Origin of the sequence: Rhizobium sp. ERR 942, from assembly GCF_007828395.1 — a bacterium.
Taxonomy (GTDB): domain Bacteria; phylum Pseudomonadota; class Alphaproteobacteria; order Rhizobiales; family Rhizobiaceae; genus Rhizobium; species Rhizobium dioscoreae.
In genome coordinates this window covers 1,195,445-1,216,876 of record NZ_VIUA01000002.1, presented here as the reverse complement: position 1 = coordinate 1,216,876, position 21,432 = coordinate 1,195,445, and the positions used below count along the sequence as shown (strand labels likewise).

At 59.7% G+C, this 21,432-nt stretch carries 19 protein-coding genes and 1 riboswitch; of the genes, 17 read left to right on the top strand and 2 right to left on the bottom strand.

The genetic code is table 11. The features are described from left to right. The 14 genes from FBZ97_RS12555 to FBZ97_RS12490 all read left to right on the top strand — a co-directional run. Positions 1 to 348: formyltransferase family protein (locus tag FBZ97_RS12555; RefSeq protein ID WP_281406124.1), on the top strand; the 348-nt coding region annotated here is incomplete at its 5' end. Positions 349 to 351: 3 nt separating this feature from the next. Continuing rightward, on the top strand, positions 352 to 1,257 hold the full coding sequence (gene folD, locus FBZ97_RS12550; RefSeq protein WP_145319963.1) for a bifunctional methylenetetrahydrofolate dehydrogenase/methenyltetrahydrofolate cyclohydrolase FolD: 906 nt from the start codon (positions 352 to 354) through the stop codon (positions 1,255 to 1,257). A 337-nt stretch (positions 1,258 to 1,594) separates the two neighbouring features. Continuing rightward, positions 1,595 to 1,708: riboswitch (guanidine-I (ykkC/yxkD leader) on the top strand. 74 nt (positions 1,709 to 1,782) lie between these two features. Then, on the top strand, positions 1,783 to 2,856 hold the full coding sequence (locus tag FBZ97_RS12545) for a putative urea ABC transporter substrate-binding protein (RefSeq protein WP_145319961.1): 1,074 nt from the start codon (positions 1,783 to 1,785) through the stop codon (positions 2,854 to 2,856). Positions 2,857 to 2,913: 57 nt separating this feature from the next. Next, entirely contained in the window at positions 2,914 to 3,732 is an 819-nt protein-coding gene (locus FBZ97_RS12540) for an ABC transporter permease (RefSeq protein ID WP_145319959.1), read from the top strand. Continuing rightward, complete coding sequence (locus tag FBZ97_RS12535; RefSeq protein ID WP_145319957.1) at positions 3,729 to 4,550, top strand: ABC transporter ATP-binding protein; 822 nt, start codon at positions 3,729 to 3,731, stop codon at positions 4,548 to 4,550. The genes FBZ97_RS12540 and FBZ97_RS12535 overlap by 4 nt, the downstream gene beginning before the upstream one ends. Before the next feature lie 2 nt (positions 4,551 to 4,552). Continuing rightward, on the top strand, positions 4,553 to 5,371 hold the full coding sequence (locus FBZ97_RS12530; RefSeq protein ID WP_145319955.1) for an urea amidolyase associated protein UAAP1: 819 nt from the start codon (positions 4,553 to 4,555) through the stop codon (positions 5,369 to 5,371). A gap of 15 nt (positions 5,372 to 5,386) precedes the next feature. After that, a complete protein-coding gene (locus FBZ97_RS12525) occupies positions 5,387 to 6,037 on the top strand; it encodes an urea amidolyase associated protein UAAP2 (protein ID WP_145319953.1) in 651 nt (216 codons plus the stop codon). Between the two features lies 1 nt (position 6,038). Beyond that, positions 6,039 to 9,575 carry an urea carboxylase gene (gene uca, locus FBZ97_RS12520; RefSeq protein WP_145319951.1) on the top strand — a complete coding sequence of 1,179 codons (3,537 nt, stop codon included), beginning with the start codon at positions 6,039 to 6,041 and terminating at the stop codon, positions 9,573 to 9,575. Then, positions 9,575 to 11,386 carry an allophanate hydrolase gene (gene atzF / locus FBZ97_RS12515; RefSeq protein ID WP_145319948.1) on the top strand — a complete coding sequence of 604 codons (1,812 nt, stop codon included), beginning with the start codon at positions 9,575 to 9,577 and terminating at the stop codon, positions 11,384 to 11,386. Before uca ends, atzF begins: the two co-directional genes overlap by 1 nt. A 739-nt stretch (positions 11,387 to 12,125) precedes the next feature. Further along, entirely contained in the window at positions 12,126 to 12,968 is an 843-nt protein-coding gene (locus FBZ97_RS12510) for a transporter substrate-binding domain-containing protein (RefSeq protein ID WP_095437550.1), read from the top strand. 56 nt (positions 12,969 to 13,024) lie between these two features. Continuing rightward, positions 13,025 to 13,687: an amino acid ABC transporter permease gene (locus FBZ97_RS12505; protein ID WP_113351017.1), complete on the top strand. Its 663-nt coding sequence runs from the start codon at positions 13,025 to 13,027 to the stop codon at positions 13,685 to 13,687. Positions 13,688 to 13,693: 6 nt separating this feature from the next. Further along, the gene (locus FBZ97_RS12500) at positions 13,694 to 14,353 is read left to right on the top strand and encodes an amino acid ABC transporter permease (RefSeq protein WP_113228797.1); all 660 of its coding nucleotides are present in this window, start codon (positions 13,694 to 13,696) and stop codon (positions 14,351 to 14,353) included. Positions 14,354 to 14,366: 13 nt separating this feature from the next. Beyond that, complete coding sequence (locus FBZ97_RS12495) at positions 14,367 to 15,137, top strand: amino acid ABC transporter ATP-binding protein (RefSeq protein ID WP_113351016.1); 771 nt, start codon at positions 14,367 to 14,369, stop codon at positions 15,135 to 15,137. Positions 15,138 to 15,300: 163 nt separating this feature from the next. Then, the gene (locus tag FBZ97_RS12490; RefSeq protein WP_145319946.1) at positions 15,301 to 16,104 is read left to right on the top strand and encodes an IclR family transcriptional regulator; all 804 of its coding nucleotides are present in this window, start codon (positions 15,301 to 15,303) and stop codon (positions 16,102 to 16,104) included. Between the two features lie 107 nt (positions 16,105 to 16,211). On the opposite strand, the gene FBZ97_RS12485 is transcribed toward FBZ97_RS12490, so the two are convergent. Continuing rightward, positions 16,212 to 16,601, bottom strand: coding sequence for a nuclear transport factor 2 family protein (locus FBZ97_RS12485; RefSeq protein WP_145319944.1), 390 nt, complete (start codon positions 16,599 to 16,601; stop codon positions 16,212 to 16,214). A gap of 24 nt (positions 16,602 to 16,625) precedes the next feature. Next, entirely contained in the window at positions 16,626 to 17,378 is a 753-nt protein-coding gene (locus tag FBZ97_RS12480) for a glucose 1-dehydrogenase (RefSeq protein WP_145319942.1), read from the bottom strand. A 105-nt stretch (positions 17,379 to 17,483) separates the two neighbouring features. Here FBZ97_RS12480 and FBZ97_RS12475 point away from each other — a divergent pair, with 105 nt between their 5' ends. From FBZ97_RS12475 to FBZ97_RS12465, 3 genes are all read left to right on the top strand, one after another. Then, positions 17,484 to 18,383, top strand: coding sequence for a LysR substrate-binding domain-containing protein (locus FBZ97_RS12475; RefSeq protein ID WP_197044204.1), 900 nt, complete (start codon positions 17,484 to 17,486; stop codon positions 18,381 to 18,383). A gap of 920 nt (positions 18,384 to 19,303) precedes the next feature. After that, positions 19,304 to 20,167 carry a DMT family transporter gene (locus tag FBZ97_RS12470; RefSeq protein WP_113351012.1) on the top strand — a complete coding sequence of 288 codons (864 nt, stop codon included), beginning with the start codon at positions 19,304 to 19,306 and terminating at the stop codon, positions 20,165 to 20,167. A gap of 410 nt (positions 20,168 to 20,577) precedes the next feature. Then, entirely contained in the window at positions 20,578 to 21,378 is an 801-nt protein-coding gene (locus tag FBZ97_RS12465) for a class I SAM-dependent methyltransferase (protein ID WP_246661750.1), read from the top strand. The last annotated feature ends 54 nt before the right edge of the window (positions 21,379 to 21,432 follow it).

Here is a 21,432-nt window from a genome sequence, read left to right as displayed (position 1 = left end):
CGGAAGATGTCGGGCCGCATCATCAACATCCACCATTCCTTCCTGCCGTCCTTCAAGGGGGCGAACCCCTACAAGCAGGCCTATGAGCGCGGCGTAAAGCTGATCGGGGCGACGGCGCATTATGTGACGGCCGATCTCGACGAAGGTCCGATCATCGAGCAGGACACGGCGCGCATCACGCATGCGCAGTCGGCCGAGGACTATGTCTCGATCGGCCGCGATGTGGAAAGCCAGGTGCTGGCGCGCGCCATCCATGCCCATATCCACTATCGCACCTTCCTCAACGGCAACCGCACCGTCGTCTTCCCGGCAAGCCCAGGCTCCTATGCCTCCGAGCGCATGGGGTAAGTGATGGCGCCTGCGACAGTGATCGACGGTAAGAAAGCGGCGGCTTCGGTGATCGAGGCGGTGAAGGCTGCAGCGGCTGGACTTGAGGCGGAGGCCGGTGTGAAGACCGGGCTCGCGGTCGTCATCGTCGGCGACGATCCGGCCAGCCACGCCTATGTGAACTCCAAGAGCAAGATGGCCAAGGAGTGCGGCTTCAAGTCGCTCCAGCACACGCTGCCGGCCGAAACGACGCAGGAAGAACTAGCGAAGCTCGTGGCCTCGCTAAACGACGATCCCTCTATCCACGGCATTCTCGTGCAGCTGCCGCTGCCGAAGCATCTGAATTCGGATGACATCATTCAGTCGATCCGTCCTGAGAAGGATGTCGATGGCCTGCATGTGGTCAATGCCGGCAAGCTGGCAACCGGCGATCTCGAAACCGGGCTGATCTCGTGTACGCCGGCCGGCGCCATGCTTTTGGTACGCTCCATCCATGGCGAGGACCTGTCGGGTCTGAACGCCGTCGTCATTGGCCGCTCCAACCTGTTCGGCAAGCCGATGGCGCAATTGCTGCTTTCCGCCAATGCGACGGTCACGACGGCGCATTCGCGCACGAAGGATCTGACTTCGGTGGCAAGAGGTGCCGATATTCTGGTGGCGGCTGTGGGACGTCCGGAGATGGTCAAGGCGGATTGGGTGAAGCTCGGTGCCACTGTCATCGATGTCGGCATCAACCGGATCGAAGCACCCGAGCGCAGCGAAGGCAAGAGCCGGCTGGTGGGCGATGTCGCCTATGGTGAAGCATCCGAAGTCGCTGCCGCGATCACGCCGGTTCCCGGCGGTGTCGGGCCGATGACGATCGCCATGCTGATGGCCAATACCGTCATCGCTGCCCATCGCGCCTCGGGCAGGATGCCGCCGAGGTTTTGAGGGAGAGAGCTGTTTAGACCACTGCACCATCGAGCTCGTTTATCGGCGACGGCTAAAGTTAATCGACCAGCACGAGGAGCGTTTTTTGCCTCCTAAGCGAGTTCGCTATCACAAGGTGGAGGAGAACTAGGCTTATCCAACTCGACACGAGCAAGCTCAGCCTGCTGCTTCCGATCGTTCCTTGTCAGTCGTCTAATGAGGATCATCGCGCTCATCAAAATTGCATATTCTCCGCGCAAATTTTCAGATCGCTCAATTTTTCATCAACACCACAACACCTGTCTTCGAACAAAATCAACCACTTACGATCTGGCACGCCATTTGCTTCGTATTTGGTTGAGTTGGTGGCTAGGGTTCCGGCGCTTCACATGAAGCGTGGCTGGTCCGAGAGCCACCACCGGCTGGGGGAGAAATCCCACCGGATGCACGGCGGGATAAAAGCCCGGGAGACCTCGTAAGCCAAGGGATTGGCGGCGCGATGGTCTTTGCCGATCCCTTTTTGAAAAAAGCAAAAGGGGAATTTCAATGCAGACTTTTTCGAAAATCCTTTCCGTCACAGCCCTGTCCGTATCGCTGGCCCTCGGGCTCGGTTCGGTCGCCAGTGCTGCGCCGAAGACCAGCTTCAAGGTCGCCTGGTCGATCTATGTCGGCTGGATGCCCTGGGGCTATGCGAGCGACCACGGCATCGTCAAGAAATGGGCCGACAAATATGGCATCAATATCGAGGTCACGCAGTTCAACGACTATGTGGAGTCGATGAACCAATATACGGCCGGTGCCTTCGATGCCGTAACGCTCACCAACATGGATGGTCTCTCGATCCCGGCTGCCGGCGGCGTCGATACGACGGCCGTCATCGTCGGCGACTTCTCGAACGGCAACGACGCCGTCATCCTCAAAAACAAGGCGAACCTCGCCGACATCAAGGGCCAGAACGTCAACCTCGTCGAATATTCGGTATCGCACTATCTGCTGGCGCGCGCGCTCGACAGCATCAAGCTCAGCGAACGCGACGTGAAGGTGGTCAATACCTCCGATGCCGACATGGTAGCGGCCTATAAGACGCCCGACGTTTCTGCCGTCGTCACCTGGAACCCGCTTGTTTCGACCATTCTCGAAGATCCCAGCGCCAAGAAGGTTTTCGACAGTTCGCAGGTGCCGGGCGAAATCATCGATCTGATGGTCGCCAACAGCAATGTGCTGAAAGACAATCCGAATTTCGGCAAGGCACTCGCCGGTATCTGGTATGAAACCGCCGCGCTGCTGAAGGCCGACACGGAAGAGGGCAAGGCCGCCCGCGAAGCCATGGGCAAGGCATCTGGCACCGACCTCAAGGGCTTCGAGGCGCAGCTTGCTGCGACCCGCCTTTTCGACAAGCCCGCCGATGCGCTCACCTTCACCACCTCGCCGAACTTGCCGAAGACCATGGATCTCGTGCGCAACTTCCTCTTCCAGAAGGGGCTTCTCGGCAATGGCGCGCCTTCCGCCGATGTCATCGGCATCGAAATGCCCGACGGCAAGGTTCTCGGCGACGGCAGCAACGTCAAGCTTCGCTTTACCGAATCCTACATGAAGTCGGCCGCCGACGGTCTGCTCTGAGCTTCCTTGAACGGCGGCGCAGCAGCGCCGCCAGCCTTTCCTTTCGCGGAGCCACTCATGCGTTGGATCAATACCAAGCCAAGTCCCGGTGCGCAGCTTGCCTTGACGCTCTTGCCCTTTGCGCTGCTGATCATTGCCTACGCGATCGGTTCCGCCGCAAGGCTTGCCGAAAACGCCAATGACAAGCTGCTTCCGAATTTCGCCGGCTTTGCCGATGCCATCAACCGCATGGCCTTCATCGCCGATCCTCGCACGGGAGACTACCTTCTGTGGTCGGATACTGGGGCAAGTCTCGTCCGGCTGCTCTCCGGTCTTGGCATCTCCACGACGATCGCGCTTTGCCTGGGCATGCTGATCGGCATGCTCCCCTATCTGAGGGCGCTTCTGTCTCCCTTCGTCGCCGTCATTTCCATGGTGCCACCACTGGCCCTGCTGCCCATCCTCTTCATCGTCATGGGCCTTGGAGAAACGTCGAAGATCGCCCTCATCGTCATCGGTGTCGCGCCGACGATGATCCGCGACTTGGCCCTGAAAGCGCTGGAACTGCCGCGCGAGCAGATCGTCAAGGCCGAGACGCTTGGCGGCTCCTCCTGGCAGATCGCCCTTCGCGTCGTGCTGCCGCAGATCCTGCCGCGGCTGATCACCTGCCTCAGGCTGCAGCTCGGGCCGGCCTGGCTGTTCCTGATCGCCGCCGAAGCGATCTCTTCCGATTCCGGCCTAGGCTACCGCATCTTCCTCGTCCGCCGTTACCTCTCGATGGACGTGATCTTTCCCTACGTCGTCTGGATCACCCTGCTCGCCGTGGTCATGAACTACCTGCTCGATCGTATCCGCGTCGCCGTCTTCCCCTGGTCCGAACTGGAGAAGCAGGCATGAGCGAGCTCAGAATAGAGAAGGTCTGGAAGGAATATGGCGATCAGATCGTGCTTGAGGATGTCTCGCTGACGGTGGCCTCGCGTGCCTTCGTCGCGCTCGTCGGCCCCTCCGGCTGCGGCAAGTCCACCTTCCTGCGCATGCTTTTGGGGCAAGAGCAGCCGACGCGCGGGACGATCCTGCTCGACGGAACAGCCCTGCCCTCGGAACCTGGCTCCGACCGTGGCGTCGTCTTCCAGCGCTATTCGGTCTTTCCGCATCTGACCGCGCTCGGCAACGTACTGCTCGGCAAGGAGCTTGCTGGCTCGCGCTACAAGGCAAGGCTCTTCGGCTCGCCGCGTCGCAATGCCATCGAGGAGGTACGTCAGCTTCTCGTCGAAGTCGGCCTTGCCGGCGCCGAGGACAAATATCCAGCTCAGCTTTCCGGCGGCATGCAGCAACGCCTGGCGCTTGCGCAAGCGCTCATCATGCGACCGAAAGTACTGCTGCTCGACGAACCCTTCGGTGCGCTCGATCCAGGCATCCGCGCCGAAATCCACACGTTGATGAAACGCCTCTGGCATGAGACGCAAATGACGGTTGTCATGGTGACCCATGACATGCGCGAAGCTTTCACGCTTGCGACCCGCGTCGTCGCCTTCGAGCGGCGCCGCGATAGGCCAGAAGAGAAGGAGCGCTACGGCGCCACCATTACCAAGGACATTTCCATCTGGCCGCCGCGCATTGCCGGCGCAGCCTCGATCTTTGGCCCCGACCGGGACGGCCCGGTCTCTTCCCTGGGGCACCGCCGGGACGACCTGGCACCGTCGGGAGATATTTAGCCATGCAGCATGTCAGACGTTCGCCAGAAGAAATCGCCGCCAATCGCGCGCGGTATGAAGATCATCAACGCAAGGGGCTGGAATTCGCGCCGAAGGCGTTGCCGGCGGCAAGTCCCCTCCCTGCCCCACCGATCGCCCCTTCCCTCATCCTGCACCGGGAGATCCTACCCGGCGGCTGGTACTGGTCGACACGCATCAGGACGGGCGAGACCTTGCGTATCGCACAGGATCAAGGCTTTTCCTCCGTGTCGCTTATTGCCTGGAACACGGCGGATCCGAGCGAACGGCTGAACCTCGTCGATACGGTCAAGGTGCAATGGACGACGGCGCTGTCGAAGGGCCGCGTGATCTTCTCCGACATGGGTCGGGTCATGTTCTCGGTGACGGAAGATTCCTCCGGCGCCCATGATTGCCTGATGGGCGGCTCTACCGCCGCCTCCAACGAGGCAAAATATGGCCAAGGCCTGCGCAACAGCCGCGACAACTTCATCATGCTTGCAACCAAGGCCGGATTGGATCGGCGTGATATTCCTGCTGCGTTGACACTTTTCGCGCCCGTCCGCGTTGATGTGGACGGCAAGTTCGCCTGGAAGCCGGACCTTCTGCATGATGGCGACTATGTTCATCTTCGCGCCGAGATGGACATGATCGTCGGCTTTTCCAATTGCCCGCACCCGCTCGATCCAGACCCGCATTACGCGCCGAAACCGGTGACCGTGACCCGCATCGCCGCCCAGCCGATTGCCGAAGACGATCTGTGCCGCACGGCCACCGCCGAAGCCGTGCGCGGCTTTGAAAACAACGCCTTCACCAATCTTTGAGCTGGGAGAACGATCATGAGCGATTTCATTCAGACCGCGCCGTCCCGCACGCTCGACAAGGCGGTGCAGGATCATTTCGTCGCTGCCGAAGCGCCGTTTTCGACCATCGTGCGCAAGGGCCAAACGCTGCGTATCGAAGACAGCTACGGCCAGCAGGCGATCGACACGCTGTTCTACAATGCCGAGGACTATTCCGAACGCTATTCCAACCAGGACACGATGCGCGAACAGGGCGCCGCCTACATCACCACAGGCACCCGGATCATCTCCAACGAGGGGCGCGTCATGCTGACGATGACCGCCGACAGCTGCGGCCGTCATGACACTTCAGCCGGCGCCTGCTCCTGCGAGAGCAATACGGTCCGCTTTGGCCACGGTACGAAATATCTTCACGCCTGCCGCGACAATTTCGTGCTGGAAGTCTCCAAGCATGGCATGGGCAAGCGCGACATCGTGCCCAACATCAATTTCTTCATGAACGTGCCGATCGAACCGTCGGGTGAAATGACGATCGTCGACGGCATCTCCGCGCCAGGCGACTATGTCGAGCTCAAGGCCGAGATGGACGTGCTTCTCGTCATCTCCAATTGCCCGCAGATCAACAATCCCTGCAACGGCTTCGACCCGACGCCGATCCGTGTCCTCGTATGGGACGGTGAGGCCTGAGATGTTCAAGAAAATACTGATCGCCAACCGCGGCGAGATCGCCGTCCGGATCATCAGGACGCTGCGGCGCATGGGCATTGCCTCCGTCGCCGTCTATTCCGATGCGGACCGCTTCTCCAAGGCAGCCCTGATGGCCGACGAAGCCGTCAGGCTCGGCCCGGCGCCGGCCTTGGAAAGCTATCTCAATGTCGATGCCGTCATTGCCGCCTGCAAGACAACCGGTGCCGAGGCCGTGCATCCAGGCTACGGATTCCTGTCGGAGAATATCGGCTTCGCCGAACGACTGGCAAAGGAAGGCATCGTCTTCATCGGCCCGACGGCAGACAATATCGCCGCCTTCGGGCTCAAACACACGGCGCGAGAACTGGCGCGTGCGAGCGGAGTTCCGTTACTTCCGGGCAGCGATCTCGTCGAAACGAGTGAAGCGGCGCTCGCGGCCGCAGCGGAGATTGGCTATCCGGTCATGCTGAAATCGACAGCCGGCGGTGGCGGCATCGGCATGCAGCTCTGCGACGATGCCGCAAGTCTGAAGGCTGCCTTCGACATCGTGCAGCGCACGGCGAGAGCAAGCTTCGGCGATGCCCGCGTCTATCTGGAGCGCTTTGTCGCGCGGGCGCGGCATGTCGAGGTCCAGATCTTCGGTGACGGCAAGGGCCGCGTCATCGCGCTTGGCGAACGCGACTGCTCGTTGCAGCGCCGGAACCAGAAGGTGATTGAGGAGACGCCAGCGCCCGATCTTGCGGCTTCTGTGTGCCAACGCCTGCATGCGGCGGCTGTGGCACTCGGCACTTCCGCCCACTATCGCTCCGCCGGCACAGTCGAGTTCATCTACGATCCCGCGCGCGAGGAATTCTACTTCCTCGAGGTCAATACCAGGCTTCAGGTCGAACATCCGGTCACCGAGGCCGTCTATGGCATCGATCTCGTCGAGTGGATGATCCGCCAGGCGGCCGGCGAAGAAGTGATAACAGGCCATGATCGTCTTGTTCCGAAGGGTGCCGCGATCGAGGCGCGCATCTACGCGGAGATGCCGCATGCCGGCTTCCGCCCCAGTGCCGGCCTTTTGACCGAAGTTATCTTCCCGGAAGGCACGCGCGTCGACGGCTGGATCGAGACCGGCACGGAAGTAACACCCTATTACGACCCCATGCTCGCCAAGGTGATCGTGGCAGCCGAAGACCGGCCGGCCGCGATCGAGAAGCTCAAGCTTGCGCTTGCGCAAAGCTCTATCTCCGGCATCGAAACCAATCTCGACTATCTGAAGGCCATCGCAGGATCCGATCTGCTCGCCAGTGGCAATGTTGCGACGACGGCGCTCAAGGATTTTACCTTCGTGCCCGATGTGATCGAGGTGGTGGCGCCCGGCGCGCAGTCGAGCATCCAGGAGCTTCCCGGCAGGCTGGGGCTCTGGCATGTCGGCGTGCCGCCGAGCGGCCCGATGGACGAGCGCTCGTTCCGCCACGCAAACAGGCTGGTCGGCAACGCCGACGAGACCGCGGCCCTGGAGCTGACCGTCTCGGGACCAGTGCTCAAGATCTTCTCCGATGTGACGATCGCATTGGCGGGCGCCCGCATGCCGATGACCCTCGACGGCGTTCCGTTACCCCACGACGAGGCCGTTATCGCCAAGGCAGGGCAGTTGCTTGCCATCGGCGCCATAGAAGGCCCGGGCCAGCGTGCCTATCTCGCCGTTGCGGGCGGTTTTGCCGCGCCGCTCATGCTCGGTTCCAGGGCAACCTTTGGCCTCGGTCGTTTCGGGGGCCACGCCACCGGCACGCTTCAGACAGGCCATGTGTTGCGGCTGGCACGCACACCCCAGCCTCAGGCCAAGCCGGCGGACGTGCCCGCAGCCCTCACGCGCACCTGGGAGGTCGGCGTCGTCTACGGACCGCACGGCGCGCCGGATTTCTTTCTGGACGAAGACATCGAAACGCTGTTTTCGACAGACTACGAGGTGCATTTCAACAGCGCCCGCACCGGTGTTCGCCTGATCGGCCCTCCCCCCAAATGGGCGCGCAGCGACGGCGGCGAGGCTGGCCTTCACCCCTCCAATCTTCACGACAATGCCTACGCCATCGGCACGATCGATTTTACGGGCGATATGCCGATCATTCTCGGCCCGGATGGGCCAAGCCTCGGCGGCTTCGTCTGCCCGGCCGTCATTGCGCGCGACGAGCAGTGGAAAATGGGCCAGTTCAAGCCGGGCGACAAAATCCGCTTTCACCCGGTGCCGCGTATCGAGGACGCCATTGCCGGTCCGACGGTTCGCCGCGCATCCCAAGAGACCGGATCGGCAATCGTCGGCCAGAACCGGGACGGCCCGGTGCCTGTCGTCTATCGCCGGCAGGGCGACGACAATCTGCTCATCGAATACGGGCCGATGACACTCGATATCGCCCTGCGTCTGCGCGTGCATCTGCTGATGCAGGCAATCGTCGATGCCCGCCTGCCTGGGATCATCGACCTGACGCCCGGCATCCGCTCGCTGCAGATCCATTATGACGGGACGACGCTGACCCGCAATCGTCTGCTGGGTCTGCTTGCGGAGATCGAGGCTACGCTGCCGGCGGCGCATGAGGTGAAAGTCCCGAGCCGTATCGTGCATCTGCCGCTCTCCTGGAACGACCCGCAGGCTGAACTTGCCATGCGCAAATATCAGGAGCTCGTGCGCCCCAATGCACCATGGTGCCCTTCCAACATCGAGTTCATCCGCCGCATCAATGGTTTGCCCGACGAGCAGGCGGTGCGCGATATCGTCTTTGATGCCAGCTATCTCGTGCTGGGCCTCGGCGATGTCTATCTCGGGGCTCCGGTCGCAACGCCGGTCGATCCGCGACATCGGCTGGTGACGACGAAATACAATCCGGCGCGCACCTGGACACCGGAAAACGCCGTCGGCATCGGCGGTGCCTATATGTGCATCTATGGCATGGAGGGGCCTGGCGGCTATCAGCTTTTCGGCCGCACGATCCAGGTGTGGAACAGCTGGCGGCAGACGCCGGCCTTCGCCAAGGGCAAGCCGTGGCTTCTCAATTTCTTCGACCAGATCCGCTTCTTCCCCGTCTCGCATGAGGAACTCAATGAAGCGCGCGCCGCCTTCCCGCACGGCGGCTATCCGATCAAAATCGAGGAGACGGAATTCTCCTACGCTGCCTACGAGGCCGGCCTCGCACGTGAGGCCGCGGCAATCGGCGCCTTCAAGTCCAGACAGCAGGCAGCCTTCGAAGCGGAACGGCAACGCTGGAAGGAGCGGGGGCTCGACAGCTTCTCGGTCGACGAAGGGGCAGTCCCTGCCCTTGCCGGAGACATACCGGAAGGCTGCTTCGGCATCGAAAGCGCCGTGCCCGGCAGTGTCTGGAAGATACTTGTCGAGGAAGGTCAGCCGGTTGCAGCCGGCGATACTTTGGCCATCATCGAGTCGATGAAAATGGAAATCAATGTCACCGCCCATGCCGCGGGACGCGTCCGCGATCTGCGCGCAGCACCTGGGCGCAACGTCAAGGCCGGCGACGTGCTTGTCATTCTGGAGGAAATCTGATGCTGCCCACCATTCTCGATCTCACCTCATTGAAAGAGGCTTATGGAGCAGGTCTATCGCCGCTCGATCTCGTGGAGCAGATCATTGCGAGATGCAAAGTATCCGACGATCCGGCAATCTTCATCACGCTGGCATCTCCGGAGGCTTTGCGAAAGGCGGCCCGAGATTTGCTGGCGAAGGCACCCGAGCCCAACAGCCTGCCGCTCTGGGGCATACCCTTCGCGGTCAAGGACAATATCGACGTTGCCGGCCTGCCGACGACGGCCGCCTGCCCGGCCTTTGCCTATCATCCTGAGGAGGACGCGACGGTGGTTGCGCGTCTGAGGGCTGCCGGCGCTATCGTCATCGGCAAGACCAATCTCGACCAGTTCGCAACCGGCCTCAACGGCACGCGCTCGCCCCATGGTGCGCCCCGCTCGGTTTTCGATCGCGCCTATGTTTGCGGCGGCTCCAGTTCGGGCTCCGCAGTTGCGGTGGCGGCGGGTCTTGCCAGCTTCTCGCTGGGAACCGATACGGCAGGCTCCGGCCGGGTGCCGGCCGCCTTCAACAATCTCGTCGGCATCAAGCCAACGCCGGGCCTCGTTCCCAATGTTGGCGTCGTACCGGCTTGCCGCAGCGTCGATGTCGTCACGGTGTTCGCCGCGACCGTTGGTGACGGGTTGGCCATTCGCCAGATCATGGACGGCTATGACGCACGAGATCCGTTCTCACGGGACGCAACTCAAGCGACCCTGCCATCGGCGCGCCCTCGTGTCGGCGTGCTCGAAGGCGCCGAACGTGAGTTCTACGGCAACAGCCAAGTCGAGGCCCTATACGATGCCGCCATCGAGAGGGCGAGATCGCTCGGCGCGGAGATCGTCCCATTCGACTATGCACCTTTCCGACAGGCTGCCGAACTGCTCTACAACGGCCCCTGGGTTGCGGAGCGCCTCGCGGCGGTAAAGGACTTCCTCGCAAGCAATGCCGACGATTTCAATCCAACGGTCAGAGCCATCATCGAGGGGGCGAAAGGCTATGACGCGGTAGCCGCCTTCGAAGGCAAGTACAGGCTGGAGGCTTTGCGACAAAAGACGAAGGTGGAGTGGGAGAAAGTCGATTTCCTGATGCTGCCGACATCGCCCACAACCTATACCGTCCAGGAAATGCAGGCCGATCCGATCGTCAGGAACAGCCATTTCGGCCGTTATACCAATTTCGCCAATCTGCTCGACTGCGCGGCAATTGCCGTACCTGCAGGCTTCGATGCCGACGGTCATCTGCCGGCCGGTGTGATGCTCGTCGGGCCTGCCTTTACCGACGATGCTTTGGCGCCGTTCGCCGATGCTATGCATCGAGCGGCGAAAAGCGGGATGGGTAAGGACCGTATGGCGGCACTGCCGGATAACAGCCGTGTGACACCTATGGCTGCCGACATGGTCCCGATCGTCGTTGTCGGCGCGCATCTGACCGATATGCCGCTCAACCATGAACTCACCGGAAAAGGCGGCCACAGGATGAAGACGGGACGGACGGATGGCAGCTATCGGCTTTTCGCCCTTTCCGGAACAGTGCCGCCGAAGCCGGGACTGGTGCGCGATCCCGGCTTTGCCGGCAAGGGTATCGAAATAGAGGTATGGGCCTTGCCGCCTGCGGCATTCGCCCACTTCGTCCAGAACATCCCGGCGCCGCTGGGGATCGGTAAGATCCTGCTTGAAGATGGCAGCCATGTTTCTGGATTCCTCTGCGAGAGCCACGCCGTAGCTGACGCCAGAGACATCACCGAATTTGGTGGCTGGCGAAATTTCATTCGTGCTGCCGATGCCACAGGTTAAATGAAGGAGAAGCAGGATGAGAAAGACCCTCTTACGGGCATTGCAGATCGTTCTTCATGGCCTGACTGCGAGAACCCAGGCAATTGGCAGCCTTGATCGGCCTCAGTTTCACTCCGCTCGTAGCGAGGCATGGTCAGAGACCGATTAAACGCTTCGGACGAGAACATCTCGCAGACTTGAGGGATGGCCGGAAAACATCAATAAGCGAGTGCAGGCACACGAGATGACTGCACTCGCTCGGCCAAGGATTCAGCTCGGCATCCTGCCATCCAGTTGAATGGACAGCTTTCAAGGAAAGTTGCAAACGGCTACTTTCCTGCTGGTGGGACTTCGGCAACCCATGGCGAAGGTGCGTCGGCAACGCCTGACTACAGATCAAACACAGCGCTCAAATTTCGCAGGACACCCGGATATCCGGCAAGTCCCGCGGAAATTCCTTCGCATTGCGAGTGACCAGCAACGTCGAGGGATCCTGTTTGTTGCTCGGATGATGGCTTGGAGCAGTCTGATGCGGGGAGCTGCCGCAGAAACCGCATGCCCCGGCCACTGCATTGTCGACGGCGATAACGGTAAATCCGGCCGGAGACACACCTTGACCATTCACTATCTCCGACGATCGGCAACAGCAGTCACTATTGACAAGTTGCTCCGTATATCTCTTGATATGCCTTATCCGAGATAACAGACAGATGTCCGGAATATTGGATTATTCGAAAGCCATTAACCAAGGGGAACAACCATGACCATTTCCTTGCGCGTCGGCCTGATGTCGCTGGCCGCCGCCGCACTCCTCTCTTCCACGCCCGTTCTCGCCGACGGCAGCAAGCTCGATGAGGTGCTTGCGCGCGGTCACCTCGTTCTTGGAACCGGCAGTACGAACGCGCCGTGGCACTTCAAGAGCGCTGACGACAAGCTGCAGGGCTTCGACGTCGACATGGGTCACATCATCGCCAAGGCCCTGTTCGGCGACCCCGACAAGATCGAGTATGTCAATCAGTCGTCCGATGCCCGAATTCCAAACATCACCACCAACAAGGTCGATATCACCTGCCAGTTCATGACCGTGACCGGCGAGCGCGCCCAGCAGGTGGCCTTCACCATTCCCTATTATCGTGAAGGCGTCGGCCTGATGCTGAAGGCCGATGGCCAGTATGCCGACTATGCGGCGCTGAAGGCGGCAGGCTCTTCCGTCACGGTTTCCGTTCTGCAGAACGTCTATGCGGAATCCATGGTTCATGCCGCCCTTCCGGACGCGAAGGTCGACCAGTACGAATCCGTCGATCTGATCTACCAGGCGCTGGAATCCGGCCGCGCCGACGCGGTTGCGACCGACCAGTCATCACTCGCCTGGTACATGACGCAGAACCCGGGCCGCTACAAGGATGCCGGCTATGGCTGGAACCCGCAGACCTATGCCTGCGCGGTCAAGCGCGGCGACCAGGATTGGCTGAACTTCGTCAATACCGCTCTTCATGAAGCGATGACAGGCGTCGAATTCGATAGCTACGCCAAGTCCTACAAGACCTGGTTCGGCAAGGACCTGACCCCACCACAGATCGGCTTCCCGGTCGAATACAAGTAATGGCCGAGCGGAGCGGGACATCTCCCGCTCCGCCAGTCTGAAAGGGGCGGCCCGACATGGGTTACACGCTGAATTTTGCCGCCGTCTGGCGCAATTTTGATTTTCTTATGAGCGGTCTGGCGCTCAGCCTCGGCCTGGCGATCATATCGATTCTGATTGGCGCCTTGATCGGTTTGATACTCGCCTTCGCGCTGACATCGAAAAACCGGGCAGCCATGATCCCGGCGCAGGTCTATGTGACCGTGATCCGAAACCTGCCGATCCTGGTGCTGGTGCTGTTTGCCTTCTTCGCCTTGCCGCAGATGGGCTTTCGGCTGGACAAGATCAAAAGCTTCGTCCTGGTCCTTTCCATCTACTCAGGCGCCTATCTTGCTGAAGTGTTTCGCGCAGGATTGCTGTCGATCCCGAAAGGTCTTTCAGAGGCGGGTCTGGCAATCGGCCTGACGCCAATGCAGATTCGCGGATCGGTCATCGCTCCGCTGATGCTGCGCAACGTGCTTCCGTCGCTGTCTTCGACCATCATTTCGCTGTTCAAGGATACCTCGCTTGCAGCCGCCATTGCTGTGCCGGAGCTGACATTCGCTGCCCGCAAAATCAACGTCGAGAGCTTTCGCGTCATCGAAACCTGGATGGTCACATCAGCTATTTACGTAGCAACCTGCTTCCTCATCGCCGCGCTGATGCGTTTCGTCGAGCGCAGGCTGGCTTTGCCGAGGTAACATCGGATGTCTCATAGTTTTCTCGAACAACTCTGGATCGCCCGCTACGTCATCATCAATGGGCTCGGCGTGACGGTATCGATTTCCCTTCTTGCCATTCTTGCCGGTTCCATCGTCGGTGTCTTCGTTGGCCTCGCGCTCGTCTACGGCGGAGCCATTCTGCGCCTTTTGATCCGGGCCTATACCGACATCATCCGTGGTACGCCCGTGCTGGTCCTCGTGCTGGCGAGCTACTACGTCTCTTCTGCGGTAGGTCTTGATTTGGGGCCGTTTTCCGCAGGCGTTCTTGCCCTGGCGATCTTCTGTTCATCACATGTCGGCGAGATCGTGCGCGGCGCGCTGCAGGCCATTCCGAAAGGTCAGACGGAGGCGGCCAAGGCGATCGGCCTCACCTTCACCCAGACCTTCACTTCGGTCCTGTGGCCGCAAGCGATGCGCCAGTGTCTGCCAGCCTGGGTGAACACGGCAGCCGAGATGGTAAAAGCCTCGACATTGCTTTCCGTCATCGGCGTCGCCGAACTGCTCCTGCGCACGCAGGAGATCATCTCCCGCAATTTCATGAGCCTCCAGTTCTATTTCCTGGCTGGCGGCCTCTATTTCATCGTCAACTTCGGTATCGAGCGCTTCGGCAAATATGTCGAGCGCAAGACCGCACTGCCGTCTTGAGGAGATCGGACCGATGGGCAAGACAATTCTAGACATTCAGGGCCTGCGCAAGACCTATGGCCAGCACGAGGTTCTCAAGGGCGTCGACTGCACGGTGGAGGAAGGCGAGGTCATTTCCATCATCGGTTCGTCGGGTTCCGGCAAGACGACGATGTTACGCTGCATCAACATGCTGGAGGAGTTCCAGGGCGGCAAGATCAGCCTCGATGGCGAGGAGATCGGCTATCACGCCGACGGCAGTACCCGTCGTCGCAAGAGCGAGAAGGAGATTGCCCGCCAGCGCGCACTCACCGGCATGGCCTTCCAGCAGTTCAACCTTTTTCCGCACATGACCGCCGCCGAGAACGTGATGCTCGGCCTCGTCAAGGTGAAGAAAATGTCGAAGTCGGACGCACGCGTCGTCGCGGAAAAATGGCTCGATCGTGTAGGCCTTGCCGCTCGCGCCAATCATTATCCGGGCCAGCTCTCGGGTGGCCAGCAGCAGCGCGTTGCGATTGCCCGAGCGATTGCCATGGCGCCTCGGCTGATGCTGTTCGACGAGGTGACGTCGGCCCTCGACCCGGAACTGGTTGGCGAAGTTCTTCAAGTCATCAAAGGGCTCGCCGCCGACGGCATGACGATGCTGCTCGTCACCCATGAAATGCGCTTTGCCTATGAGGTCTCCTCGCGCGTCATCTTCATGAACCAGGGCGTCATCTGCGAAGAAGGTGATCCGAAAGACATGTTCGTGCGTCCGAAGACGGAGCGGCTTGCCGAATTCCTCAAGACCTCGAGTTTCAATTGAGAGGAAACAACAGCTCGGCGCAAGCGTTGCGTCATCGCCCGCCCGGATGCTATCGCAGCGTCTTGCTGAGATCTGACGGCACCAACGCCGTATAGCCGGCACCATGTGCTGATGCGTCGCAGCATGCCGGTTGTGGCTGGTATGGGAATATTCGGAGAGAAGCATGGCCGAGACTGCAAACGACATTGTATCCCGACGCATGCGGGGCCTGGATCGCGCCTTCGAGATTCTTGAGTTTCTGCGGGTAAAACGCCAGCCCATGCGTCCGAACGAGATCGCCACGGAGATCGGCGCGCCGCGCTCTTCCATTTACGAACTCGTCAATCTCCTGCTCGGCCATGGCATGCTCGACTATCAGGGCGGCGACGGCCGGGTCTTTCTCGGCCGCCGTCTCTATTTTCTCGGCACCGCCTATGCCGAACAATTCGACTTGATGCGCGAATGCGGCCGCATGCTAGGCGTGCTGGCGGAGGAGACGCGCGAGACAGCGCAAATGTGCCTGCTGGAAGGCAATAAATATACGGTCGCCATGATGCGGGAAGGCATCCGCCCCTTTCGCATATCCTCGAATGTGGGCGAGCTCGTCGCTATTCCGTGGACCGCCTCGGGGCGCCTGCTTGTAGCCCATCTTTCGGACCGAGAAATCCTGGATTTCATTCCACCTGAAGATTTCGTCCTTCCGAATGGAAGGCGGCTGGAACCCGCCGATTTCATTGCTCAAGTGCGTCAAGCCGCCGAAGATGGATACTTCACCTTCAATAGCGAAGTAGAGAATTTCACCCATTGCTTCGCCGTGCCCATCCATCAAGCCGACGGCGCCTGCATCGCGACACTCTGCCTGGTAACGCCGCGCGAGGATGGCTTGCGCAACCGCACCGCCTATCTCGACAGCCTCTTGAAAGCCGCTCACGAGATCTCCGAAAAGCTCGGCTTCCGGTCGCCGAAAGGCCGGTTCTTCGGATCCTGAACCTAACAAGTTTTTTCACGCAAGTGGCAAATCTCCGCACATGATGGGATCCGAACCGGCGCCCATTGAATCGAGTGCGGCGATCGTTCCTTGTGCATTGAGACCCCTCAGGCCCCAATAGGTGGGCTGGTCGGATCTGGATTTCCATCGAAGAAAAGATAGATCGCTGCGATCTTGCCGTCCTTGGCAATGATGAAGTCCGTACCTGCATATGCAGGTTCTTCGCCGGGCGCACCGGCCACCCATTGCACCCGCCCGGCCTGATCATGAAGAACGTCCGCGGCTGTGATTGTCGTGTATGCAAATGTCGGATGCATGGCGCGGATGGCTCCGGCAATGCGGACGATCTCGTCGCGGCCGCGGTATATCCCGTGCGGTTCGATGAATATCGCGTCTTCGTGAAGGATTTCCTCCGCCACTTTCCGGCGGAGGGCATCGTCGCCCTCCCCAAAGATGCCCTGCAGATTCCGATCGAGCAGCGTTGCGATGTCTGCCATGGTTATTCTCCCTGATATGGCGGCTTAGATCTGGACGTGGCCGCCATCGACGAAGAGTTCGATGCCATTGATGAAGCTGGCATCGTCGGAGGCCAGAAAGAGGACGGCCTTGGCGATCTCTTCCGGTTGCCCGACGCGGCCGGCAGGAATGAGGCTCGCAAGATAATTCTTCGTGTTCTCCGCGCTTTCACCGTTGCCGAAAAGTTCGTTGAGACCGGCCGTATCGGTCACGCCAGGACTAACCGCATTGACGCGAATACGGCGATCCTTGAGATCGAGGATCCAGTTACGGGCGAAGTTGCGCACGGCAGCCTTGGTTGCCGAGTAGACGCTGAAGGCAGGCGTGCCGGAAATGCTCGTCGTCGACGAAGTGAGAACGATCGAGCCACCATCACGCAGGAGCGGGAGCGCCTTTTGAACGGTGAACAAGGTGCCCTTCACGTTGGTATCGAATGTCTTCTGGTAGTGTTCTTCGGTAATCGCCCCGAGAGGTAACATCTCGCCGCCGCCGGCATTCGCGAAAACCACATCGATATGCGAGTGCTTCTGTTGAACTGCGTCATACAGACGGTCGATATCGACGAGCTTGCTCATGTCGGCCTGTACGCCCGTGACACGGCCACCGATCTTCTGGAGGGCGGCATCGAGTGCTTCCCTGCGGCGGCCGGTGATGAACACGGAGGCACCTTCCATCGAGAAAGCCTTTGCCGTCGCAAGACCAATACCGCTCGTGCCACCCGTTACGATCACGACTTTGTTTTCGAATTTCTTACTCACTATCATGCTCCTTTGTTGCGGTATTGTCGTTGAATTGAACATGCCAGCAGAACGATGCTGCAAATAGACAGCAAATTTGATACTCATCGTTCCAAATGGAGAACGATGATGAGATCTGATTTGAATGATCTGGTCTATTTTGCCGAGGTCGTCGCCCACGGCGGGTTCGCAGCCGCGGGGCGCGCTTTGCGCGAGCCGAAGTCGAAGCTTAGCCGACGGATAGCGGGGCTCGAGGAAAGGCTCGGCGTGCGACTGATCGAACGGTCGAGCCGCCGCTTCCGGGTAACCGATGTAGGTCAATCCTTCTATGAGCGCTGCAAGGCAATGCTGGCGGAAGCCGAGCGTGCAGAGGCGCTCGTTGCAGAGGCAAAATCAGAGCCGCATGGTCTGATCCGAATGAGTTGCCCGACAGGGTTGGTCGAACCGATCTCCCCCCTCCTAATGCAATTCCTGGCGCAGCATCCAAAAGTGCAGCTGCAACTCATCGCGATCGACCGTCCGGTCAATCTCATAGACGAGCGGATCGACGTCGCATTGCGCGTCCGAACGTCGTTGGACGGCGATGCTTCCTTAACGATGCGCTCGCTAGGCAACTCGATCCGTATCCTGGTCGCAAGCCCGCAAATTGCCGGCCGCATCGCAGACATAGAAGCTTTAGCGCGCGAACCTACCCTCTCGACCACGGATGATCAGGGCGAAGTGAACTGGTTTCTCGAGACGGACGATGGCCGAAGCCATACGCTCAGGCACGAGCCGAGAATGGGCTGTGCGGACTTTACGGCCGTGAGGGCAGCCGCACTTGCGGGTCTGGGCGTCGCTCTTCTCCCCGATCACACATGCAGACAGGCGCTGGAAGAAGGGGAGCTCGTACGGGTCCTTCCCGCCTGGCATGGCATGAAGGGCCTTGTCCACCTCGTATTCACCACGCGCCGTGGTCTTCCTCCGGCCGTTCGCAGGTTCATCGACTGCCTGGCGGCAGGCTTTCCCAGGGATGCGCTTGTCTGATGATCTGCCCGATTGGACCATAGGTCTCCCGAAAGCGGCGTTGCGAGCGCCTCCGGAGCATGCTGGATAACGACGTATGTCATATCCGGGCAATGCAAAGGTCCGCCGCCCGCAAACCAGGACAGAGACTGGAAACGACTATCATCTCTTCCAAGTCGAAGATCTTGCCGGCAAGCAGATCGATTGTGGCTCCGGCTGGCGGCGGACCCGTTCCCTAAAACCTGAGACCTGGGCGGTTTACCAATCTATCGCTCACCAAGTGAAGAGAGGACGGGAAGAGCCATAGGAACCCGGTGCCGACCCGCTTGGAGCTAGCTGATTATCTCGTTCAACCCTCTCCGCCCATCGCCGACGTTCGGCCGCTTTGTCTTTGTCGCGATCTGTCGATCTGCTCGCGGTTACCGACCTGGATTGGCCGCCGGTTCCGCCGACCGTTGAGCAGGAAGCAAAGAAAACGGCGGGAACAATAAACAGAATGCCTAAGGCAACCGTCCTTGTGAACGCTTTATCGATCGGCTGCATAGACATCCCTAATGCTCTCTTTGACCATTTTCGATAACGGAGATGTTATTCGATTTCGCACCACGTGAAAACAAAACGCTATTCGGATTTCCGTGTGATCAACAATGACTGGTGCCCGAACCCGCGTCGCGCTCGCCGCCCTGTTGTCCCCCGCCTGTCACAAGCTATATCGCAGCCTCGGGCCGAAAGTGAAAATTACTGAATCTCACTTTCGAAGCCCGAGATTTCCGATAATCGCCGTTTGCCATCGTGGACGCAGGAGCCGCAGCGGCGACGCGAACGCGAATTAAATAATAATTGCATTTTGCAACTAAATAACCGACATTATGCCTATGCCTGCGTATTCCACGAGGCGAGTCGACTGCCTGGATTACCATTTAGCCACAAAGGATGTGAGGATGACCGCAGCCCTCTTTCTCGCGACCGTGCTTTTCTGGGGTTCGGGCGCGATTGTGACATCTCTCCAGGCAGGCGCTTCTGCTCCCGAGCTGTCGGTAGCGATCCGCATGTTCCTTGTTGGATTGAGCATGCTCGGATTTTCGATCGCCACCGGCAAACCGATCACGATAGCCCGCAGCGATCGTCTTTGGGTGATGATGCAAGGCATATTGTTTTTCGGGCTTGCATTTATCGCTTTTTATAAGGCGACCAAGGGTATCCCGAGCGGGATTGCTGCCCTGGTGCTATCGAGTTCCTCGCTGTTTGCCGCCATCGCCAGCCGTTTACTGCTGAATCTCCGGATCAGCCGCCGCGCGACGATTGGCATAGTTTTTGGTCTCCTGGGTCTTGGCATCGTCGCCGCCCCACAGATCTTCGCATTGCATCTCGACCCGCAGACCGTGACTGGTTTCATCTGGGCAGGCGTTGCGGCGATGGCGACAGGTGCGGGGACTGCAATTGCTGCGCGCAACCAGCGGCGCGGCTTGCCGATCCCGGTGCTCATGGGCTGGGGAGCATTGTGCGGATGCGGTTTCGGGGTCGCCTGGGCAGTCGTTGTCGGCACGTCTCTCACGATACCTGTCACTGTCGGCTATCTGGCGCAGCTCGCCTATCTGGCAATTATTGCCTCCTGCGTCACGTTTCTTATGTATTTTACGCTCATCGAGAAGGTCGGCCCCGCACGGGCGGCCTATGCGCTGACCGTTGTTCCGATTGTCGCCATAACCATCTCGGTCATCTTCGAAGGCCTGCACATCGATACCCGTCTTGCCTTCGGCGGCGCGACGATCCTTCTTGGCAATATACTGGTGCTCAATGCTTGAGGCGCAACAATCAAGCACCGGTTCTGCAGTCGGCATCCTATCCGTGTTCGCCCGCAGTCCCGGCGATTGAAGTACTTCCGGCGAGACTTAATACTCCTGGCAATTTGGGAAGGGCCGGTGTGTTGCGGTCACAGCTTGAGAGCTGTTTAACGACCGATCCGACAATCGGAAGATGCGGATACCCATCAAGAACATCCTTCAGATCGGCTATTGGCTCCGCTAAAATTGCCTCGAATAAGATCGATTGCACAAAGCTTATGCATGTCTAAATTACTTGCAAATAGCAATTGATTTCCTATCAAATCTATGTTGTAGTTTTAATCATAAGAGGTAAATCGCATCGCGATTGCCCGCAAAACGAGAATCTAGGGAGATGTCCGAACCGCAACAATTTTGGAAGGCATATGTTCATGTATATGTCCTCGACACCGATTGAATCTGACATCGTCTTTTCCGGCCGCCGCTCGGCGACCTACCGCGATGCACTTCATCTCTTTCCCGATGCCTGGCTTGACGATGTCGCTGCCATGCGCCGCTTCCTGCAGCCGATCTACGACCGGCACGTCTTGGAGATCGGCGCCGGCAACGGTCATTTCAGCCGGGCGATTGCCGAAGATGTCGGCCCTGCCGGCTTATTGGTCGCGACCGATCCGTCCACCGAACAACTTGAGGATCTAGAAGTCGAAAGCGGCGGCCGGATCAGGGTCTTCGGTCAGGCTGCGCACATGCTCGACCTGCCGATCCGCGATTTTGACATGGCCTGGTCGCGCGGCGCCGTGCACCATATTTCCGACAAGACCGCTGCCTGGAAGGCGATCGCAGCCCACATGCGGCCCGGCGGCAAGCTGGTGATTGCTGACATCTTCGCCGGAACGCGGCTTGCCGCCTATTTCGACGATTTCATCGCGCAGAGCTGCTGTACCGGCCACGAAGTCTCTTTCCTTTCACGGGAATTTGCAACGAGCCTGTGCGCTCTGACCGGATGGGACAAGCCTCAATTTACCGATGTCACCACCCGCTGGCGCTTCGACACCAAGGCAAGTCTCGGACATTTCCTGCGATTGCTGTTCTCGGCAACCGAGATCTTCACCGACGACGACTGCCTTGTTGCAGCGGAACGCCATCTTGACATCGTTTCCGACGGCAACGGCATCGCCCTGCTTTGGCCGATGACAGTGATGGAAACGACAAAGCTGCCGACTGCGAATTAATCATGGATGAACGATGACAGGCGCTTGACGCGGGACCGGACAAATCCGCCTGCA

Excerpts from the sequence above, each read along its gene's own strand:
- folD (WP_145319963.1), top strand. The coding sequence starts at position 352 with ATGGCGCCTGCGACAGTGATCGACGGTAAGAAAGCGGCGGCTTCGGTG.
- FBZ97_RS12545 (WP_145319961.1), top strand. The coding sequence starts at position 1,783 with ATGCAGACTTTTTCGAAAATCCTTTCCGTCACAGCCCTGTCCGTATCG.
- FBZ97_RS12540 (WP_145319959.1), top strand. The coding sequence starts at position 2,914 with ATGCGTTGGATCAATACCAAGCCAAGTCCCGGTGCGCAGCTTGCCTTG.
- FBZ97_RS12535 (WP_145319957.1), top strand. The coding sequence starts at position 3,729 with ATGAGCGAGCTCAGAATAGAGAAGGTCTGGAAGGAATATGGCGATCAG.
- FBZ97_RS12530 (WP_145319955.1), top strand. The coding sequence starts at position 4,553 with ATGCAGCATGTCAGACGTTCGCCAGAAGAAATCGCCGCCAATCGCGCG.
- FBZ97_RS12525 (WP_145319953.1), top strand. The coding sequence starts at position 5,387 with ATGAGCGATTTCATTCAGACCGCGCCGTCCCGCACGCTCGACAAGGCG.
- uca (WP_145319951.1), top strand. The coding sequence starts at position 6,039 with ATGTTCAAGAAAATACTGATCGCCAACCGCGGCGAGATCGCCGTCCGG.
- atzF (WP_145319948.1), top strand. The coding sequence starts at position 9,575 with ATGCTGCCCACCATTCTCGATCTCACCTCATTGAAAGAGGCTTATGGA.
- FBZ97_RS12510 (WP_095437550.1), top strand. The coding sequence starts at position 12,126 with ATGACCATTTCCTTGCGCGTCGGCCTGATGTCGCTGGCCGCCGCCGCA.
- FBZ97_RS12505 (WP_113351017.1), top strand. The coding sequence starts at position 13,025 with ATGGGTTACACGCTGAATTTTGCCGCCGTCTGGCGCAATTTTGATTTT.
- FBZ97_RS12500 (WP_113228797.1), top strand. The coding sequence starts at position 13,694 with ATGTCTCATAGTTTTCTCGAACAACTCTGGATCGCCCGCTACGTCATC.
- FBZ97_RS12495 (WP_113351016.1), top strand. The coding sequence starts at position 14,367 with ATGGGCAAGACAATTCTAGACATTCAGGGCCTGCGCAAGACCTATGGC.
- FBZ97_RS12490 (WP_145319946.1), top strand. The coding sequence starts at position 15,301 with ATGGCCGAGACTGCAAACGACATTGTATCCCGACGCATGCGGGGCCTG.
- FBZ97_RS12485 (WP_145319944.1), bottom strand. The coding sequence starts at position 16,601 with ATGGCAGACATCGCAACGCTGCTCGATCGGAATCTGCAGGGCATCTTT.
- FBZ97_RS12475 (WP_197044204.1), top strand. The coding sequence starts at position 17,484 with ATGATGAGATCTGATTTGAATGATCTGGTCTATTTTGCCGAGGTCGTC.
- FBZ97_RS12470 (WP_113351012.1), top strand. The coding sequence starts at position 19,304 with ATGACCGCAGCCCTCTTTCTCGCGACCGTGCTTTTCTGGGGTTCGGGC.
- FBZ97_RS12465 (WP_246661750.1), top strand. The coding sequence starts at position 20,578 with ATGTATATGTCCTCGACACCGATTGAATCTGACATCGTCTTTTCCGGC.